This window comes from Halomonas garicola (genome assembly GCF_031935715.1).
Taxonomy (GTDB): Bacteria; Pseudomonadota; Gammaproteobacteria; order Pseudomonadales; family Halomonadaceae; genus Vreelandella; species Vreelandella garicola.
In genome coordinates this window covers 38,442-56,711 of sequence record NZ_JASSZF010000019.1, presented here as the reverse complement: position 1 = coordinate 56,711, position 18,270 = coordinate 38,442, and the positions used below count along the sequence as shown (strand labels likewise).

General features: G+C 64.8%; 15 protein-coding genes and 4 tRNA genes. 15 read left to right on the top strand and 4 right to left on the bottom strand.

What is annotated here, in order from left to right:
* The coding region (locus tag RS027_RS08625) for a MerR family transcriptional regulator (protein ID WP_311956122.1) at window positions 1-532 on the bottom strand (532 nt) is incomplete at its 3' end.
* Window positions 533-743: 211 nt separating this feature from the next.
* Here RS027_RS08625 and RS027_RS08620 point away from each other — a divergent pair.
* Window positions 744-1,670 (top strand): TIGR01777 family oxidoreductase, encoded by a 927-nt coding sequence (locus RS027_RS08620; RefSeq protein ID WP_311956120.1) that lies wholly within the window; start codon window positions 744-746, stop codon window positions 1,668-1,670.
* A gap of 15 nt (window positions 1,671-1,685) precedes the next feature.
* Here the strand turns inward: RS027_RS08620 and rapA are convergent, their stop codons facing one another.
* Complete coding sequence (gene rapA, locus RS027_RS08615) at window positions 1,686-4,634, bottom strand: RNA polymerase-associated protein RapA (protein ID WP_311956118.1); 2,949 nt, start codon at window positions 4,632-4,634, stop codon at window positions 1,686-1,688.
* Between the two features lie 136 nt (window positions 4,635-4,770).
* Window positions 4,771-5,424, bottom strand: coding sequence for a TlpA family protein disulfide reductase (locus RS027_RS08610; RefSeq protein ID WP_311956115.1), 654 nt, complete (start codon window positions 5,422-5,424; stop codon window positions 4,771-4,773).
* Between the two features lie 80 nt (window positions 5,425-5,504).
* Between RS027_RS08610 and RS027_RS08605 the strand changes: the two genes are divergently transcribed.
* Window positions 5,505-5,735: a hypothetical protein gene (locus RS027_RS08605; RefSeq protein WP_311956112.1), complete on the top strand. Its 231-nt coding sequence runs from the start codon at window positions 5,505-5,507 to the stop codon at window positions 5,733-5,735.
* 63 nt (window positions 5,736-5,798) lie between these two features.
* Here RS027_RS08605 and typA read toward each other — a convergent pair whose 3' ends face one another.
* On the bottom strand, window positions 5,799-7,628 hold the full coding sequence (typA, locus tag RS027_RS08600) for a translational GTPase TypA (protein ID WP_311956109.1): 1,830 nt from the start codon (window positions 7,626-7,628) through the stop codon (window positions 5,799-5,801).
* Window positions 7,629-7,804: 176 nt separating this feature from the next.
* On the opposite strand from typA, the gene RS027_RS08595 reads away from it, so the two are divergent.
* The 13 genes from RS027_RS08595 to rpoB all read left to right on the top strand — a co-directional run bounded on the left by RS027_RS08595 (window position 7,805) and on the right by rpoB (window position 18,270).
* Complete coding sequence (locus tag RS027_RS08595) at window positions 7,805-8,788, top strand: biotin--[acetyl-CoA-carboxylase] ligase (protein WP_311956107.1); 984 nt, start codon at window positions 7,805-7,807, stop codon at window positions 8,786-8,788.
* The gene (locus tag RS027_RS08590; RefSeq protein WP_311956105.1) at window positions 8,785-9,624 is read left to right on the top strand and encodes a type III pantothenate kinase; all 840 of its coding nucleotides are present in this window, start codon (window positions 8,785-8,787) and stop codon (window positions 9,622-9,624) included. Before RS027_RS08595 ends, RS027_RS08590 begins: the two co-directional genes overlap by 4 nt.
* Before the next feature lie 110 nt (window positions 9,625-9,734).
* A tRNA-Tyr gene (locus RS027_RS08585) sits at window positions 9,735-9,818 on the top strand.
* An 89-nt stretch (window positions 9,819-9,907) separates the two neighbouring features.
* A tRNA-Gly gene (locus RS027_RS08580) sits at window positions 9,908-9,981 on the top strand.
* Between the two features lie 15 nt (window positions 9,982-9,996).
* Window positions 9,997-10,071 (top strand) — tRNA-Thr (locus RS027_RS08575).
* Between the two features lie 159 nt (window positions 10,072-10,230).
* Window positions 10,231-10,306 (top strand) — tRNA-Trp (locus tag RS027_RS08570).
* A gap of 72 nt (window positions 10,307-10,378) precedes the next feature.
* Window positions 10,379-10,762, top strand: coding sequence for a preprotein translocase subunit SecE (gene secE / locus RS027_RS08565; RefSeq protein WP_311956102.1), 384 nt, complete (start codon window positions 10,379-10,381; stop codon window positions 10,760-10,762).
* Window positions 10,763-10,770: 8 nt separating this feature from the next.
* Window positions 10,771-11,304 carry a transcription termination/antitermination protein NusG gene (gene nusG / locus RS027_RS08560; protein ID WP_311956099.1) on the top strand — a complete coding sequence of 178 codons (534 nt, stop codon included), beginning with the start codon at window positions 10,771-10,773 and terminating at the stop codon, window positions 11,302-11,304.
* 117 nt (window positions 11,305-11,421) lie between these two features.
* A complete protein-coding gene (rplK, locus tag RS027_RS08555) occupies window positions 11,422-11,853 on the top strand; it encodes a 50S ribosomal protein L11 (protein WP_311956096.1) in 432 nt (143 codons plus the stop codon).
* Window positions 11,854-11,855: 2 nt separating this feature from the next.
* Window positions 11,856-12,548: a 50S ribosomal protein L1 gene (gene rplA / locus RS027_RS08550; RefSeq protein WP_311956093.1), complete on the top strand. Its 693-nt coding sequence runs from the start codon at window positions 11,856-11,858 to the stop codon at window positions 12,546-12,548.
* A gap of 333 nt (window positions 12,549-12,881) precedes the next feature.
* Window positions 12,882-13,385 (top strand): 50S ribosomal protein L10, encoded by a 504-nt coding sequence (rplJ, locus tag RS027_RS08545; RefSeq protein WP_311956091.1) that lies wholly within the window; start codon window positions 12,882-12,884, stop codon window positions 13,383-13,385.
* A 105-nt stretch (window positions 13,386-13,490) separates the two neighbouring features.
* Window positions 13,491-13,862 (top strand): 50S ribosomal protein L7/L12, encoded by a 372-nt coding sequence (gene rplL / locus RS027_RS08540; RefSeq protein WP_311956088.1) that lies wholly within the window; start codon window positions 13,491-13,493, stop codon window positions 13,860-13,862.
* A gap of 328 nt (window positions 13,863-14,190) precedes the next feature.
* A complete protein-coding gene (gene rpoB, locus RS027_RS08535; RefSeq protein WP_311956086.1) occupies window positions 14,191-18,270 on the top strand; it encodes a DNA-directed RNA polymerase subunit beta in 4,080 nt (1,359 codons plus the stop codon).

Here is an 18,270-nt window from a genome sequence, read left to right as displayed (position 1 = left end):
TGGCCTGGTTGGCGTAGTGCAGGCGGATGCCCACTTGGCTTCGCAGCAGGGCCTCGAACGCGCGGCGCGCGGCGACGTCCGGCGTTTCCTGCCAGCGCGCCTCAAGCGCGTTGATCACCGGCTGCCAGAGCTCGCTGACGGCCGTGCCCAGCGGGTAGAGCGCCAGGCTCTGGTGGTAGAGGATTTCCAGCCGCTGGGTGTTCAGCGCGTCGACCAGGGTAATCAGCTGCCGGCGCTGGCTGTCCCAGTCGTCGCTGGTGGGAGCCGGGGTTTCCACGGCTTCCGGCTGGTTGATCAGGTCGGCCACCTGGCTGACCGGCACGCCGCGGTTGAGCCACTGCAGAATGCGCTCGATGCGGGTGATGTCGTCCTGGGCGTAGAGGCGGTGGCCCTTGGGCGTGCGCTGGGGCCGGATCAGGCCGTAGCGGCGCTCCCAGGCGCGCAGGGTGACCGAGTTCACACCCGTCAGCCGGGAAACCTCCCGGATGGGGTACAGCGGGGTATCGGGTGGATGGGTCGCCTGATTGCTCATGGCCGCCTGTGCCTCTTGGATGCCGTGGTGAAAACGTGGTCGGTGCGGTGCCGCCGGCGGCACTCGCTTGTCAACCGCCGCGCGCTGCGGGAAAAGATAAAAAAGTATGTGACAAGTTAGCCATATTGTACATATTTAGTACAGTTGAAGGGAGGCTGTGCCGAGCCATTCGGCAGCCATGAACGTCGTCAGCCATAAAAAGGAGCCTGCCATGCGTGTACTGATAACGGGCGGTAGCGGTTTTGTTGGGCGGCGCCTGTGCGAAAGCCTGGCGCGCCAGGGATACGAGCTGCAGGTGGTATCGCGCTCGCCGGAAAAGGCTCGGGCGGTACTGCCCGAGGGCTGCGACGTGCGCGAAAGCGCGACGGCCTTTGCCGACGCTCCGCCGGCGGCGCTGGTCAACCTGGCCGGGGAGTCCATTGCGGCCAAGCGCTGGAGTGAGGCGCAGAAGCGCGAAATGATCGACTCTCGCCTGCGCGCCACCGGCGATCTTTTAGCGCTGTGCGAAGCCCTGCGTGAAGCCGGCGAGGCGCTGCCCCGGGTGCTGGTGTCGGGCTCGGCCATGGGCTACTACGGAGAGCAAAACGATGCTGACCAGAACGACACTGCGGTTAGCGAAGACACGCCGCCCCACGACGAGTTTGCCCATCGGCTATGCGCGCGCTGGGAGGCCGCCGCCGGCGAGATTGAGGCGCTCGGGGTGCGCACGGCGATCGTGCGCATCGGGCTGGTGCTCGGCGAAGGCGGCGGCAGCCTGGAGAAGATGCTGCCGCCGTTCAAGTGGGGGCTGGGCGGCCGCTTCGGCAGCGGCCGGCAGTTCATGCCGTGGATCCATCGCGACGACCTGGTCGAGGCGATACGCTTTCTGCTGGAGCGCGATTCCGCCAGCGGCGCGTTTAACGCCAGTGCCCCGCACCCGGTGACCAACGCCGAGTTTACCCGGACGCTGGCGAAAACCCTCAACCGCCCGGCGGTGCTGCCGGTGCCCGCCTTTGTGCTCAAGGCGGGGCTTGGCGAAATGTCGCGGCTGCTGCTCACCGGGGCGGACATGCGCCCGGTGCGCCTGCAGCAGGCGGGCTTTACCTTCCGCTATAAAACCCTGGACCGGGCGCTGGAGGCGATTCTCGCGCCGCGCTGAAAGAAGCCCCGGCCGCTAGCCTTCGGCATCCACGGTGATGATCACCCGTACGGCGTCCAGGCGCAGGCGGGTGGCTTCGATGGCCTCGCTCAGCGCGGCGCGCTCCTCGCTTAGCGCGGAAAGCTCGGCGTCGCGCACCGCGGGGTTGTGCTCGGCGAGCGCCCGGAGGCGGGCAAGTTCGCCGTCGATCTGGGCGCGCATGCGCGTCTCGGCGGCCTCCACAATGGTGGGAAGCTCGCGTTCGGCTTCGCTTTCGCCCTGGGTGAGCAGGTTGCGCAGCTTGTCGTGATGCTCTTTGATCAGATCCCGGGCCAGCGATTTGTTGACCTTCTGCAGGTTTTTGCCCAGGCCGGTGAAGGATATCCTGTCGCTGAGGTTAGCGCCGGATTCGTCGAGCAGCACGCGCACCGCGGTGGGCGGCAGAAAGCGGTTCAGGTGCAGGCGCCTGGGCGCCGGGCAGTGGGTACGAAAGACCAGCTCGGTCATTAGCCGCCCGCCGGGAATGGACGGGTGGCCGAGCAGCGCCAGAGCGGTGTTGCCCATGGTGCCGTCGACGATGCGGCCCATCATTTCGCGCAGCAGCGGGTGCTCCCAGGAAAGCCGCTGGACGTCGTCCCGGGCAAGCGCCCGGTCGCGCCGGTAGGTGGCGGTAAAGCCGTCCTCGCCCTTGGCCAGCCCCGGCAGGCCGTCGAGCATCTGGGGGCCGGGTTTGAGGTGCATCAGGCCGTTGCCCAGGTCTTTGCTGTCGACGCCGAAGATATCCAGCGCGCGGTCCACATAGCGCGGCAGGGCCTTGTCGTCGTCGAGTTCGCGCACACCCTCGATGATGCGTTCGGCGCGTGCCGGGCGGCAGGCGTTGAGCTCCAGCAGGCGGTTGCGCCCGGCGTCGCGCTCGGCGAGCTTGGCGGTAAACGTCGCCCGGGTGTCGGCGATGATCTCGTCGAGGGCGTCGTCGTCGAGAAGGGCGTCGGCTAGCGCATCGCCGAAGGCCTCGAACAGTTCGCTGCCCACGCCGTGGGGAGCGCTGAAGGCGTCCATGCCCTCGTCGTACCAGCGCATCAGCCGGACGCCGGGGCTGTCCTCGAACAGCGGGACGTGCAGCTCGATGGCGTGCTGCTGGCCGATGCGGTCGAGCCGGCCGATGCGCTGCTCCAGCTGGTCCGGATGCTGGGGCATGTCGAACATCACCAGATGACGGCAGAATTGGAAGTTGCGCCCCTCGGAGCCGATTTCCGAGCACACCAGCACCTGGCAGCCGTCTTCCTCGTCGGCGAAGGCCGCGGCGGCGCGGTCGCGCTCGATCAGCGACAGGTCTTCGTGAAACACCGGGGCGTGGTAGCCGCCGAGGCTGCGCAGGCCTTCGGCCAGGCCCTCGGCGGTTTCTCGGTGGTGGGCGATGACCAGCACTTTCTCGCCGGCAAAGCCGTCCTCGCCGTCGTCGCTCAGGTGCTCCAGAAGCCAGTTGACCCGGGGGTCGATGTGCCACCAGTCCTCGGCGTTGAGCGGGTCGCTTGAAAGCTCCCGGTACATGGCGTCGGGGTAGATCAGCACGTCCGGGTGATCCAGTCCGGTCTCGATCAGCAGCTCGTCGAGGTAGTCCTCGTCCCGGGCCAGGCGGCGCAGCACCCGGCGGTAGGCCGAAGGCAGCGCCAGGGTGGCGGTGTGCAGGCGGCGCTCGGGGAAGCCGCCGACGTGGCGCCGGCTGTTGCGGAACATCACCCGGCCGGTGCCGTGGCGGTCCAGAAGCGCCTCGCGCAGCTGGGCCCGGGCGCTTTCCCGCTGGTCCTGACCGGCTTCGGGGTTGGCCAGCATCGCGAGCAGCGCGCGGCTTTCGGCGTCGTCGATCACCGCTTCCACCCGGGCTTTGGCGTCGCCGTTGGCGCCCACGGCGTCCAGCGCTTCGATGGCGGCGGCCACCTCGGCGTAGTGCTGCTCTTCTTCGCGGAAGCGTTCCAGGTCGTGATAGCGCTCGGGGTCGAGCAGGCGCAGCCGGGCAAAGTGGCTGGCGAGCCCCATCTGCTCCGGCGTGGCGGTGAGCAGCAGCAGGGCATCGATCTCGGCGGCCAGCGCCTCCACGCACCGGTAGCCCGGGCCGCTGGCGCCTTCTTCGCTCCAGTCCAGGTGGTGGGCCTCGTCGACGATCAGTAGATCAAAGTGCGCGCTCTGCGCCTGCTGCTGGCGAGCGGGGTTGGCGAACAGCCAGTCCTGGCTTGCGAGTATGATCTGGCCGCTGTCGAAGGGGTTGCCCTCACCAAGAGCCTCGCTCTGGCTTTCGTCGAGCAGGGTGACGTCGAGGGCGAAGCGGCGCAGAAGCTCCACCAGCCACTGGTGAGAAAGGCTGTCGGGCACCAGGATCAGCGCGCGTTCGACCCGCCCGGCCAGCAGCAGGCGGTGGAGAATCAGCCCCGCTTCGATGGTCTTGCCCAGCCCCACTTCGTCGGCCAGCAGCACCCGGGGGGCGTGGCGGCGGGCGACTTCGTCGGCGATATAGAGCTGGTGTGGGATCAGGTCGATGCGCGGGCCGGCAAAGCCCAGCGCCGGGTGCTGTTCGGTGCGCTGGTAGTGGTGCAGGGTGCGAAAGCGCAGATCGAACCAGTCGTTGCGGTCTACCTGGCCGGTGAGCACCCGGTCCCGGGCCTGGTCGAACCGCATGGCGTCGGCGAGCTTGGTTTCGGGCAGTTCGCAGGGCTCGCCGTCGGCGTCCTTGCCCTGGTAGATAATCAGCCCCTGGTGCTCGCGGCTGGCGTCCACGGTCATCTGCCAGCCGTCGGCGGCGGTGACAAGGTCGCCGGCGCCGAACGCGACCCGGGTCAGCGGCGCCTGGCGGGTATTGTAGGTGCGGGTTTCCTGGCTGGCGCTGAACAGGACGGTGACGCTTCGGGCATCGCCGTTGAGTACGGTGCCAAGCCCGAGCTCGGCTTCGCCGTCGCTGATCCAGCGCTGGCCGGGGGAAAAATCGCTCATGGTGCCTCGGAGGATGCGGTCAATCGGGACAACGCTGCCGGCGGGGAAGGCGGCAGCGTCTCAAAGGCGAGGGATTCTAACGCAAAGCGCCGGGCGGATTAAGGTGCCGCACGGTTTATGCGTTGGTGCACGCCGATCAGCGACCCAGCCAGCGGGCGAGGGTGGCCTGGTTGAGCTCGCCGGCGCGGCGCTTCTGCACCCGGCCGCGGGCGTCGAGCAGCAGGGTAAGCGGCAGCCGCGTGGCGTCAAAGGCGGCCATCAGCCGCTGCTGCGGGTCGCGCAGGACGATATCGAACGCCGGCGCGCCCGGCGTTGTGTTATCCAGGTAGCGCACCGCGGGGAGCAGGTCTTCGCCCTGATTGATACTTGCCACGCGTACGTCGCGGCGCCCGCCGAGCTCAGCCAGCAGCGCCATGTCTCGGCGGCACGGCGGGCAGCCGGTGGCCCAGAGGTGGACGATGATCGGCGTGTCGCGCTCGGGGCCGGCGGCCCCGGGCAGCTCGGCAAGCGCTACGGCATTGCCGTCGAGGTCTTCCAGGGTAATGTCGGGCAGCGTCGTCGGCCCGCTATGGGTAGCGGGCGGCAGCAGGGCGGCAAACACCAGGCCCAGCCCGCCGGCGCTCAGCGTCAGCAGCGCCGTGTGCGCGAGCCCCTGCCATCGGCCGCCAGGCTTCGCCTCGGCGCAGCGCAGCGCGTAGCCCAGCACGCCGGCGAGCAGCGCCAGGGCGGCGGCGAGCGCGTAGAGGCATGGCAGCGGCATCAGTATGGGCCCCAAAGCGACGGCGTTCATGCGGCGTTGTCCGTAAAGTGCCCGGCAAGCGGGTACAATGGGCTGACTGTACCACGGGATAGCGACAATCGGAGGCGCTAATGGCACGGCCAACCTATGACCCCTTGCGGGCGCTGGCGATCGGCACCCAGGCGGCGGGGCTCATTGCCATCATCACGCTGGAGACCGTGCTCGGCGACGGCGCAAGGCCGTGGCAGGGGGTGACGCTTTTGCTGATGCTGGCCGCGGCGCTGAGCATTGCCGCGGTGCGGCTTTACCGGCACAAGCGGGCCCAGCGCGAGCGGGATCGGCGCCGGATGACGGATGAGTAAAAAAACGGCCCGCCGAAAAGGCGGGCCGGTTCATGCGCAGCGGGTGGCTCGTCGAGCGGTGCCTTACTTGCCCTTGTTGGCGCGCTTGCGCTCGTTCTCGGTGAGGTGCTTCTTGCGCAGGCGTAGATGGTTGGGCGTGATTTCCACCAGCTCGTCGTCGTCGAGGAACTCGATGGCCTGTTCCAGGGTAAAGCGCACCGGCGTTACCAGATCGAGGCTTTCGTCGGCGCCCGAGGAGCGCATGTTGTCGAGCTTCTTGGCCTTGGTGGGGTTGACGGTCATGTCGTCGGCGCGGTTGTTGATGCCGACCAGCATGCCTTCGTAAACCTCGGTGCCGTGCTCGACGATCAGCTTGCCGCGGTCCTGGAGGGCATAGAGCGCGTAGGCCAGCGCCTTGCCGGTGGCCATGGAGACCAGCACGCCGTTGCGCCGCTCGATGGCCGCGTCCGGGCGCAGCGGGCCGTAGTGGTCAAAGCGGCTGGTCAGAATGCCGGTGCCCGAGGTCAGGGTCATGAACTGGCCGCGAAAGCCGATCAGCCCGCGCGCGGGGATGGTGAAGTCCACCCGCACGCGGCCCTTGCCGTCGGGGTGCATGTTGGTCATCTCGCCCTTGCGGTAGCCGAGCTCCTCCATGATGGCGCCCTGGTGCTGCTCTTCGCAGTCGATGATGACTTCTTCGTAGGGCTCCTGCTGCTCGCCGTCGAACTCGCGGATGATGACTTCCGGGCGGCCCACGGCCACCTCGAAGCCTTCCCGGCGCATGGCTTCCAGCAGCACCGACAGGTGCAGCTCGCCGCGGCCGGAGACGGTGAATTTCTCCGGGGTTTCGCCTTCTTCCACGCGCAGGGCGACGTTGTGGATCAGCTCCTGCTCGAGGCGATCCTTGATGTTGCGGCTGGTGACGTACTTGCCGTCTTTGCCGGCAAACGGCGAGTCGTTGACCTGGAAGGTCATCGATACCGTGGGCTCGTCCACGGACAGCGCCGGCAGCGCCTCGGCGGCGGCCGGATCGCACAGCGTATCGGAAATGGCCAGGTTCTCGATGCCGGTGATGCAGATGATGTCGCCGGCGGTGGCTTCCTCGGTCTGTACCCGCTCAAGGCCCATGTGGGTCATGACCTGGCCGACCTTGCCCCGGCGCTCCTTGCCTTCCTTGCTGATCACGGTGATCTGCTGGTTGGGCTTGACGCTGCCGCGCACGATGCGCCCCAGGCCGATGACGCCGACGTAGCTTGAGTAGTCCAGCGCCGAGATCTGCATCTGGAAGGGGCCGTCGGTTTCTACCTTGGGCGGCTCGACGATATCGACGATGGACTGGAACATCGGCGTCATGTCATCGGCCAGCTCGTCGGGGTCGGGACCGGCAATGCCGTTGAGCGCCGAGCAGTAGATGATGGGGAAATCGAGCTGCTCCTCGCTGGCGCCGAGGTTGTCGAACAGATCAAATATCTGGTCGATGACCCAGTCCGGCCGCGCGCCGGGGCGGTCGATCTTGTTGACCACCACAATGGGCTTGAGCCCCTGGTCAAACGCCTTCTGGGTGACAAAGCGAGTCTGCGGCATGGGGCCGTCCACGGCGTCGACCAGCAGCAGCACCGAGTCCACCATGGACATGACCCGCTCGACCTCGCCGCCGAAGTCGGCGTGGCCGGGGGTGTCGACGATATTGATGTGGTAGTCGGTGCCGGCTCCATTCTGCCACTGGATGGCAGTGTTCTTGGCCAGAATGGTGATGCCGCGCTCTTTTTCCTGGTCGTTGGAATCCATTACCCGCTCCTGGCCTTCGGCCTTGCGGTCGAGAGTGCCGGACTGGCTCAGGAGTTTGTCGACCAGGGTGGTTTTGCCGTGGTCAACGTGGGCGATGATGGCGATATTGCGAAGATTCTCGATCACGAAGCGATCCTGCTTAAAAATATAGGCCGGTATTATACGGGCTGGGGGCGCATGGCGGCCAGCGTTGTATTCGACGACCGTATTTGCCGGCGCCGATGGCACGGGCCCGGGCGGGGAGCTTTTCGCCGCTGCACGGCATCCGGTAAGATAGCCGTTTTCCCCGGCAGGGCAGGGTCATGACCATCGGCAATCTGATGCGTTTGTTAAGCGACGGCGAGGTGCATTCCGGCGAACAGCTGGGCAAGGCTCTGGGGATTTCCCGGGCGGCCGTGTGGAAGCAGCTGAAAAAGCTCGAGACCGCCGGCGTCGAGGTGAGCGCGGTCAAGGGGCGCGGGTATCAGCTGGCCCAGCCGCTGACGCCGCTGGACGGCGCGCGCATTGTCGCGCACCTGCCGGCCGACGCCCGGCGCCGGCTCGCTCGGCTATTTGTCGAAGACACGCTGCCGTCGAGCAACGAGTACCTGCGCCGACGCTTTTCCCAGGGCGCCGGCCACGGCGAGGTATGCCTGGTAGAGCAGCAGTCCGCCGGTCGCGGCCGGCGCGGGCGCGCCTGGCTGACGCCCTGGGGGCAGAGCCTGATGCTCTCGGTGGGCTGGCGCTTTGACAGCGGCGTGGCCGCCCTGGAAGGGCTCAGTCTGGCGATCGGCGTCGTCGTTGCCGAGGTGCTCGAGCGCTACGGCGCCCGGCCGCAGCTCAAGTGGCCCAACGATATTCTGCTGGCAACGCCCGATGGTTCCCTTGCCAAGCTGGCCGGCATCCTGGTCGAGGTGACCGGCGACGCCGCCGGGCCCTGCGACGTGGTGCTCGGCGTGGGCATGAATCTGGCCCTGCCCGAGACCCTGCGCAAGGCCATCGGCCAGCCGGTGGCGGTGCTTGCCGACGCTTGCCCCGATATTGATCGCAACGCCCTGGCCGCCGACGTAGTGGCCGGGCTGCTGGCCATGCTGGCGACGTTTGAAAGCGAGGGCTTCGGCGCCTGGCGGGGTGAATGGAACCGGCGCCATGCCTACGCCGGTCACTCGGTCGACGTGCTGGTAGGCAATGCTCAAAGCGTTGCGGTGGCCGGGGAGGTAGATAGTGCCGGCAACCTCTGGGTGAGCGAGGGCGGCACGGAGCGGGCGCTTGCCGGCGGTGAAATCAGCGTGCGCGGCCGGCCATGATTCTCGATCTGGATATCGGCAACACGCTGTCCAAGTGGCGGCTAAAGGATACCGAAAGCAGCGAGATCCGCTCCCGCGGGGCGGTGTGGACCCGGGAAGAGTGGCGCCCGGGGGCCGACATTCCCGACCTCGACGTGGTGGAGGCGGTGCGCATCTCAAGCGTCGCCCGCCGGGAGGTGCTCAACGACACCGTGGCGCTGCTGCGCACCCGGGTGCCCCGCGTCTATGTCGGGCGCTCCACCCGGGAAGCGCTGGGCGTGACCAACGGCTACGACGAGCCCTGGCGGCTGGGCGTGGACCGTTGGCTGGGTGCGCTTGCCGGCTACCAGCTGGCCGGCGGCTGCTGCGCGGTGGACTGCGGCAGCGCTATTACCGTGGACTTCGTGCTGCCCGGCGGCGCCCACGCCGGCGGCTATATCGTCCCCGGGCTGCGGCTGATGAAGGAGAGCTTGAGGCTCGGCACCCGCAACGTCGCCATTGACTCCGAGGGCGAGGCCGATACCCTGCTGACGCCGGGGCGCTCCACCGTGGATGCGGTCAATCACGGCATCTATATGGCGGCCACCAGCGCGGTGCAGCGCATTTACAGCGAAGTGTGCGATCAGCACGGCGTGGCGCTGCCGATGCTGCTTACCGGCGGCGATGCCCGGGTGGTTTCCCGCGGGGTGCCCGTGCCCCATGCGGTATGGCCGGACATGGTCTACGGCGGGCTCGAGGCCTGTTTCCCGCTGACGCTTGCCGAGCGTGCCGGGCGGATGTCCGGGGCGCCCGGCGTGCCGGCAAGCCCGGCGCTGGAAAAAATCCGCGCAGGCCTTGCATTCTCCATGCTGCTTTGACAGAATGCAGCGCGTTCCAGGGCGGAAGGGTGTCGCCAAACGGCGCTGCTACCGAGCAGCAGCATGGCTTGACACGGCCTTGGAAGGCGGTAGAATGCGCCGCCAGTGATGGAGGGATACCCAAGTGGCCAAAGGGAGCAGACTGTAAATCTGCCGCGAAAGCTTCGAAGGTTCGAATCCTTCTCCCTCCACCAGCTTTGCATGACTGGCAGCCACAAGTTGCCAAGCGGGCAGCAGAAAGATGCCGCAGTGACGCAAGTGATTGAAGCGGGCGTAGTGCCAAGCGGGCATAGTTCAATGGTAGAACCTCAGCCTTCCAAGCTGATGATGCGGGTTCGATCCCCGCTGCCCGCTCCAGTTCATGTAACGTTTGCTCATGTAGCTCAGGGGTAGAGCACACCCTTGGTAAGGGTGAGGTCGACGGTTCAATTCCGTCCATGAGCTCCACATTGCAAAAAGGCGAGCCAGGCTCGCTTTTTTTGTCTCCGCCGCCGAGAGAGTGCTTGGCGGTGTGAGGGCGCAAGGGTTGTCAGGCGGAGGTTTCTTCGCTAACATGACGGCCGCTGTTGCATGGCATCGCAATGATCGCCTCAGCAGCGACGATACAGGCCAGTGGCTCAATTGGCAGAGCAGCGGTCTCCAAAACCGCAGGTTGGGGGTTCGAGTCCCTCCTGGCCTGCCAGCTTTCCCCAAGTTGGCGTGCCTTTCCCGATTTCCTTTATCGTTTGCCGCACTCCCGAGGAGTTTCGTTTTTATGAAGCCTAAGTCTGTAAAGCATGGCGCCGAGGTGCAGCAGTCGCGTCATGACGGGCTCAAATGGGCGGCGGTAGTCGCGCTGTTGGCAGTAGCGGTAGTGGCCAACACCTATTTTGCCGGCATCGGTCTTTTGTACCGCGTGCTGGGCGTTGTGGTTTTGTGCCTGCTTGCCGGCGCCGTGGCACTGACCACGACCAAAGGGCGCAGCCTGCTCACTCTGGCGCGCGAGTCCAAGAAAGAAATACAGCGCGTTGTCTGGCCCACACGGCCGGAGACCGTGCAGACAACCGCAATCGTGCTGGTCGCCGTCATGGTGGTCGGCCTGTTGCTGTGGTTAATTGACACGCTTCTCAGCTGGGCGATGTCCGGCGTGATCGGTTAGGAGTTTTCATGTCCAAGCGTTGGTACGTCGTTCACGCGTATTCCGGTTTTGAAAAGCATGTCCTGCGCTCGCTTGCCGAGCGCGTGAAGCTTTATCAGGTCGAGGATCTTTTTGGCGAGATCCTCGTGCCTACCGAAGAAGTCGTCGAGATGCGTGACGGCAAGCGCCGCAAAAGCGAGCGCAAGTTCTATCCCGGCTATGTGCTGGTCGAGATGGAAATGACCGACGATACCTGGCATTTGGTCAACGAAACGCCCCGCGTCATGGGCTTTATCGGCGGCACCAAGGAAAAGCCCGCGCCGATCACCACCAGCGAAGCCGAGGCGATTCTTCGCCGGGTAAAAGACGGCACCGACAAGCCGCGGCCCAAGACCATGTTCGAGCCCGGCCAGTCGGTGCGCGTTACCGACGGCCCCTTCGCCGATTTCAACGGCGTGGTCGAAGAGGTCAACTACGAGAAGAGCCGCCTGCAGGTCAGCGTGCTGATCTTTGGCCGCGCCACGCCGGTCGAGCTCGAGTTCGCTCAGGTCGAGAAAGAGTAGGTCGGGCAGAAAAGGCCGGGAAAGCCGGCCGGAAAACGATTTTCATGCGGGCCGCCTGTGTTGCGGCCCGTTGTTACCGGGGAGCCGCAAGGCGCTATCACCCAACTGGAGTAGAAAATGGCCAAGAAAGTACAGGCTTACATCAAACTGCAGGTTGCTGCAGGTAAAGCCAACCCGAGTCCGCCGGTGGGCCCCGCGCTGGGTCAGCACGGCGTCAATATCATGGAGTTCTGCAAGGCGTTCAACGCCGAGACCCAGGATATCGAGCCCGGTCTGCCCACGCCCGTGGTCATTACCGTGTACTCCGACCGCAGCTTTACGTTCGTCACCAAAACCGCGCCTGCCGCCGTGCTGCTGAAGAAAGCCGCCGGCGTTCAGTCAGGTTCCGGCGAGCCGAACAAGGCCAAGGTTGGCAGCGTTACCCGCGAGCAGCTCGAAGAGATTGCCCAGACCAAGGAGCCGGACCTGACGGCTGCCGATCTCGACGCCGCCGTGCGCACCATTGCCGGTAGCGCCCGCAGCATGGGCCTCAACGTGGAGGGTCTGTAATCATGGCGAAGCTAACCAAGCGCGCGCAGCAGATTCGCGAAAAAGTTGACTCCAACAAGACGTATTCTCTTGAGGAGGCGGTTGCGCTGCTCGCCGAGCTGTCCACCGTCAACTTCAAGGAATCCCTCGACGTTGCCGTTAACCTGGGCGTTGACCCGCGTAAATCCGACCAGGTCGTGCGCGGCGCCACCGTCATGCCCAATGGCACCGGAAAGGACGTGCGCGTTGCCGTCTTTACCCAGGGCGCCAACGAGCAGGCGGCGAAGGACGCCGGTGCCGACATCGTCGGCATGGACGACCTGGCTGCCCAGGTCAAGGACGGCCAGCTCGACTTTGACGTGGTGATCGCCTCGCCGGACGCCATGCGCGTCGTCGGCCAGCTGGGCCAGATCCTCGGTCCGCGCGGCCTGATGCCCAACCCCAAGGTCGGCACGGTAACGCCTGACGTCGCCACCGCGGTCAAGAACGCCAAGGCGGGCCAGGTGCGCTTCCGTACCGACAAGAACGGCATCATCCACACGACGCTTGGCAAGGCGGACTTTGAGGCCGATGCGATCAAGGGCAACCTCGACGCGCTGATCTCGGACCTGAAAAAGCTCAAGCCGAGCACGTCCAAGGGTATCTATTTCAAGAAGATGACGCTATCCACTACCATGGGCCCGGGCCTGACCGTCGACCATACGTCGCTGGTTTAACTCCCGTCAGAGCGAATTTTCAGCAAGACTTTGCGGTCTCCGTGCCAGGCGCGGTGCACCGTCAAAGACCGCAGGTGCCGCGGCCTGCCCTAGCAGGATAAGCGGCTTAATGGCAAAGGCCTGCGTAGATGGTGTTGCCGCCAGTCAGTAAAACGTCAAGCGATTGTTGTGGAAACCTTGTTGTGGAAACCTTGTTGTGAAAAACAGGTTTTGAAAAACAAGGAGTCGCGTTGCGCTTTCTGGTGAGCACCATCCCAAGGCTTCCCGCCCCCGGGTGGGAAGAGATGGTAACTCGGAAGCCCCCGGGGTTTCCGGCACGAAGGAGTGATCACTGTGCCACTAGCACTTGAAGGCAAGAAAGCGATTGTTGCCGAAGTCAGTGAAGCGGCCAAGGACGCACTCTCCGTCGTTGTTGCCGATTCTCGCGGCGTCCCGGTCAGCAAGATGACCGACCTGCGCAAGCAGGCGCGCGAGAATGGCGTCCAGATCCGTGTTGTGCGCAACACCCTGGCACGCCGCGCCCTGACAGGCACTCAGTGGGAGTGCCTGAACGAGGCTTTTGTAGGTCCGACCCTGCTGGCGTTTTCCAACGAACACCCCGGCGCCGCTGCGCGTCTGTTCAAGGATTTCATCAGGACGGCCCCGGACTTCGAAGTCAAGGCGCTGGCCTACGAAGGTGAGTACATCCCGGCCGCCGAGATTGACCGCCTGGCAAGCCTGCCGACCTACGACGAGGCTATCGCCAAGTTGATGTCGGTGATGAAAGAAGCCTCCGCCGGCAAGCTGGTTCGTACGCTGGATGCCCTGCGCGCCCAGAAGGATGAAGAGGCGGCGTAAGCCCCTTTTCGCCGCGGTACCGGGATAAACCCCGGGCGGCACGAACCCGGAAAAACTTTTGGGTTTCGCCTGCGCGAGACTCCCGCAACGTTTAGGAATGAAACAATGGCACTGAGCAAAGACGATATCATCAACGCCGTCGCCGACATGTCCGTCATGGAAGTCGCCGAGCTGATCGAAGCGATGGAAGAGAAGTTCGGCGTGACCGCGGCGGCGGCCGTCGTCGCAGGCCCGGGCGGCGGTGAAGCCGAAGCCGAAGAAGAGCAGACTGAATTTGACCTGGTGCTGACCGGCGCCGGCGACAAGAAGGTCAACGTGATCAAGGCCGTTCGCGAGATCACAGGCCTCGGCCTGAAGGAAGCCAAGGGTGCCGTTGACGGCGCACCGGCGACCATCAAGGAAGCGATGTCCAAGGAAGACGCTGAAGAAGCGAAGACCAAGCTGGAAGACGCTGGCGCTGCTGTCGAGCTCAAGTAATCTTGATGCCGGCGGCTTTGCGCGCTGCGTAAGCTTCCGCGGCTGGCGGCGGGATATTCCCGCTGCCGGCCTTTTTCTGTTGCTGACATGCTGCCATAATAGGACGTTTCGCTGCTGATTGGCTTGGCCTGTACCGCTATCGGTCCCGCGCCTGCGGCGTAAACGGCACTGACGGCAAAAAACAGCAGCAGATGCGTTAAAAACGCGACGACATGAAGATTTTTGACGGCGAGCTACCCGACCAGGAGCTTGCTGTCTGCGTCTGAAACGCCCGCGGGGCAGATGACCACGCATCGGCCACCCATGGTGAACAAGCTGGGGAATACAGATGGCTTACTCATACACTGAGAAAAAACGCATCCGCAAGGATTTCGGCAAACTGCCCCAAGTGATGGATGTGCCCTACTTGCTGGCCATCCAGCTTGATTCCTACTACGACTTTCTCCAGCAAGATCGTTCGCCCGACGAGCGTCACGAAGTCGGCTTGCACGCGGCTTTCAAGTCCGTGTTTCCGATCGAGAGCTTCTCCGGTAACGCGGCACTTGAGTATGTCAGCTACCGTTTCGGCACGCCGGCGTTCGATGTCAAGGAGTGTCAGCTGCGCGGCGTGACCTATTCCGCCCCGCTGCGCGTCAAGGTTCGCTTGATCATCTATGATCGCGATTCCTCGAACAAGGCAATCAAGGATATCAAGGAGCAGGAAGTCTACATGGGGGAAATCCCCCTGATGACCGAAAACGGTACCTTTGTGATCAACGGTACCGAGCGCGTCATCGTCTCCCAGCTCCACCGCTCCCCGGGCGTGTTCTTCGACCACGACAAGGGCAAGAGCCACTCCTCGGGCAAGCTTTTGTACTCCGCCCGGGTGATTCCGTACCGCGGCTCCTGGCTCGACTTCGAGTTCGATCCCAAGGACAACGTCTTTGTGCGCATCGACCGCCGTCGCAAGCTGCCGGCGTCCGTGCTGATGCGTGCATTGGGCATGAGCGCCGAGGAGATCCTCGAGGAGTTCTTTGCCACCAGCGTGTTCCACGTCGAGAAAAACGGTTTCTCGGTGGAGCTGGTGCCCGCGCGCCTGCGCGGTGAAACCGCCACCTTCGATATCAAGGACGGCGACGGCAACGTCATCGTTGACGAGGGTCGCCGGGTCACCCAGAAGCACATCCGCCAGCTGGAAAAAGCCGGGATGGAGCGTCTGGAAGTGCCCATGGAGTACCTGTTCGGCAAGGTGCTGGCCAAGGATCAGATCGACGCCAAGACCGGCGAGCTGATCTGCCCGTGCAACACCGAAATCACCCCGGAGCTGCTGGAACAGATCGGCCAGGGCGGCATTACCCGCATCGAGACGCTTTACACCAACGATCTCGACTGCGGCTCGTTCATCTCCGATACCCTGCGCCTGGATACCACCGGTTCGCGCCTCGAGGCGCTGGTGGAAATCTACCGCATGATGCGCCCCGGCGAGCCGCCCACCAAGGAAGCCGCCGAGACGCTTTTCCACAACCTGTTCTTCTCGGAAGACCGCTACGACCTCTCGGGCGTCGGCCGCATGAAGTTCAACCGCCGTCTGCGCCGCGAGGCTGATACCGGCTCCGGCGTACTCGATCGCGACGACATTCTTGGCGTACTGCGCGAGCTGATCAGTATCCGTAACGGCTTTGGTGACGTCGACGACATCGACCACCTGGGCAACCGCCGCATTCGCTGCGTGGGCGAGATGGCCGAAAACCAGTTCCGCGTGGGTCTGGTGCGGGTCGAGCGCGCGGTGCGCGAGCGCCTGTCCATGGCCGAAAGCGAAGGCCTGATGCCCCAGGACCTGATCAACGCCAAGCCGGTCGCGGCGGCGGTGAAGGAGTTCTTTGGCTCGAGTCAGCTTTCGCAGTTCATGGACCAGAACAACCCGCTGTCCGAGGTCACGCACAAGCGCCGGGTTTCCGCGCTTGGGCCGGGCGGGCTGACACGGGAACGCGCTGGCTTCGAGGTGCGCGACGTCCACGCCACCCACTACGGCCGTCTGTGCCCGATCGAGACGCCGGAAGGCCCCAACATCGGCCTGATCAACTCGCTGGCGACCTATAGCCACACCAACAATTACGGCTTCCTCGAGACGCCGTACCGCAAGGTGGTGGACAGCCAGGTCACCGACGAGGTGGTCCACCTCTCCGCCATCGAGGAGGGCGACTACGTGATCGCCCAGGCCTCGGCCGCAGTGGACGAGAACGGCCGGCTGAACGACGACCTGGTCCAGGCGCGCCACCGGGGGGAAACCACCTTCATGCGCCCGGAGCAGGTGACGCTGATGGACGTGTCGCCGCGCCAGGTGGTGTCGGTTGCTGCCGCGCTGATCCCGTTCCTCGAGCATGACGATGCCAACCGCGCGCTGATGGGCGCCAACATGCAGCGTCAGGCGGTGCCGACCCTGCGCGCCGACAAGCCGCTGGTGGGCACCGGCATGGAGCGCTTTGTCGCCCGTGACTCCGGCGTCTGCGAAGTGGCGCGCCGCGGCGGCATCATCGACTCCGTCGACGCCCGCCGAGTGGTCGTCCGGGTCAACGAAGATGAAATCGTCGGCGGCGAAGCCGGCGTGGACATCTACAACCTGACCAAGTACGTGCGTTCGAATCAGAACACCTGCATGAACCAGCGCCCCATCGTGCAAACCGGCGACCGCGTCGCCGTGGGTGACATCCTCGCCGACGGCCCGTCCGTGGATATGGGCGATCTGGCGCTGGGTCAGAACATGCGCATGGCGTTCATGCCGTGGAACGGCTACAACTTCGAGGATTCCATCCTTATTTCCGAGCGGGTGGCCCAGGAAGACCGCTTTACCACCATTCACATCCAGGAGCTGACCTGTGTGTCGCGCGACACCAAGCTGGGGCCGGAGGAGATTACTTCGGACATTCCCAACGTCGGCGAGTCGGCGCTGTCCAAGCTGGATGAGGCCGGTGTGGTCTACATCGGGGCCGAAGTCGATCCGGGCGATATCCTGGTGGGCAAGGTAACGCCCAAGGGCGAAACCCAGCTGACGCCGGAAGAGAAGCTTCTGCGCGCCATCTTCGGCGAGAAGGCAAGCGACGTGAAGGACACTTCGCTGCGCGCGCCCACGGGCATGAACGGTACGGTCATCGACGTTCAGGTCTTCACCCGCGACGGCGTGGAGAAGGATTCCCGGGCGCTTGCCATCGAGGAAATGCAGCTCGACGAAGTGCGTCGCGACCTCCAGGAAACCTACCGCATCGCCGAGGAAGCCACTTACGAGCGCCTCAAGCGCACGCTGAGCGGGCAAACGGTCAACGGCGGCCCGAAGCTGTCCAAGGGCGACGTGCTGGATGACGCCTACCTCGACGCGCTGCCGCGTCAGGACTGGTTCAAGCTGCGCATGCAGGATGAAACCCACAATGAGCTGTTGGCCCAGGCCGACGAGCAGCTGGAAACCCGTCGCCGGGAAATGGACGAGCGCTTTGAAGACAAGAAGCGCAAGCTCACCCAGGGCGACGACCTGGCGCCGGGCGTACTCAAGATCGTCAAGATCTACATGGCGGTGAAGCGTCGCATTCAGCCGGGCGACAAGATGGCCGGCCGTCACGGCAACAAGGGTGTCATCTCGGCGATTATGCCGGTGGAAGACATGCCGTTTGACGAGCAGGGCGAGCCGGTGGACGTGGTGTTGAACCCGCTGGGCGTGCCTTCGCGGATGAACGTGGGCCAGATTCTGGAAACCCACCTGGGCATGGCGGCTCGCGGGCTCGGGGTCAAGATCGACCACATGCTGCGCGACGCCCGGGAGACCCAGGTAGCGGAAATCCGCGACTTCCTGGGCCAGGTGTATAACACTGAAAGTACGCTGAAGGTCGAGGATCTGTCGCAGCTGTCCGATGACGAAGTCATCGCGCTGGCGAAGAACCTCAAGGACGGCGTTCCCATGGCAACGGCGGTGTTTGACGGGGCCGAAGAGCCCGAGATCAAGCACCTGCTGCGCCTGGCCGACGTGCCGGAATCCGGTCAGCTGACGCTTTATGACGGGCGTACCGGTGAGCAGTTTGATCGTCCGGTCACCGTTGGCTACATGTACATCCTCAAGCTCAACCACCTGGTTGACGACAAGATGCACGCGCGCTCTACCGGCTCCTACTCGCTGGTGACCCAGCAGCCGCTGGGCGGCAAGGCGCAGTTCGGTGGTCAGCGCTTCGGCGAGATGGAAGTGTGGGCCCTTGAGGCCTACGGCGCGGCCTACACGCTGCAGGAGATGCTCACCGTCAAGTCGGATGACGTCGAAGGGCGCACCAAGATGTACAAAAACATCGTCGACGGCGACCACGCCATGCAGGCAGGCATGCCGGAATCCTTCAACGTGCTGGTGAAGGAAATCCGCTCGCTGGGCATCGATATCGAGTTAGAGAGCTAG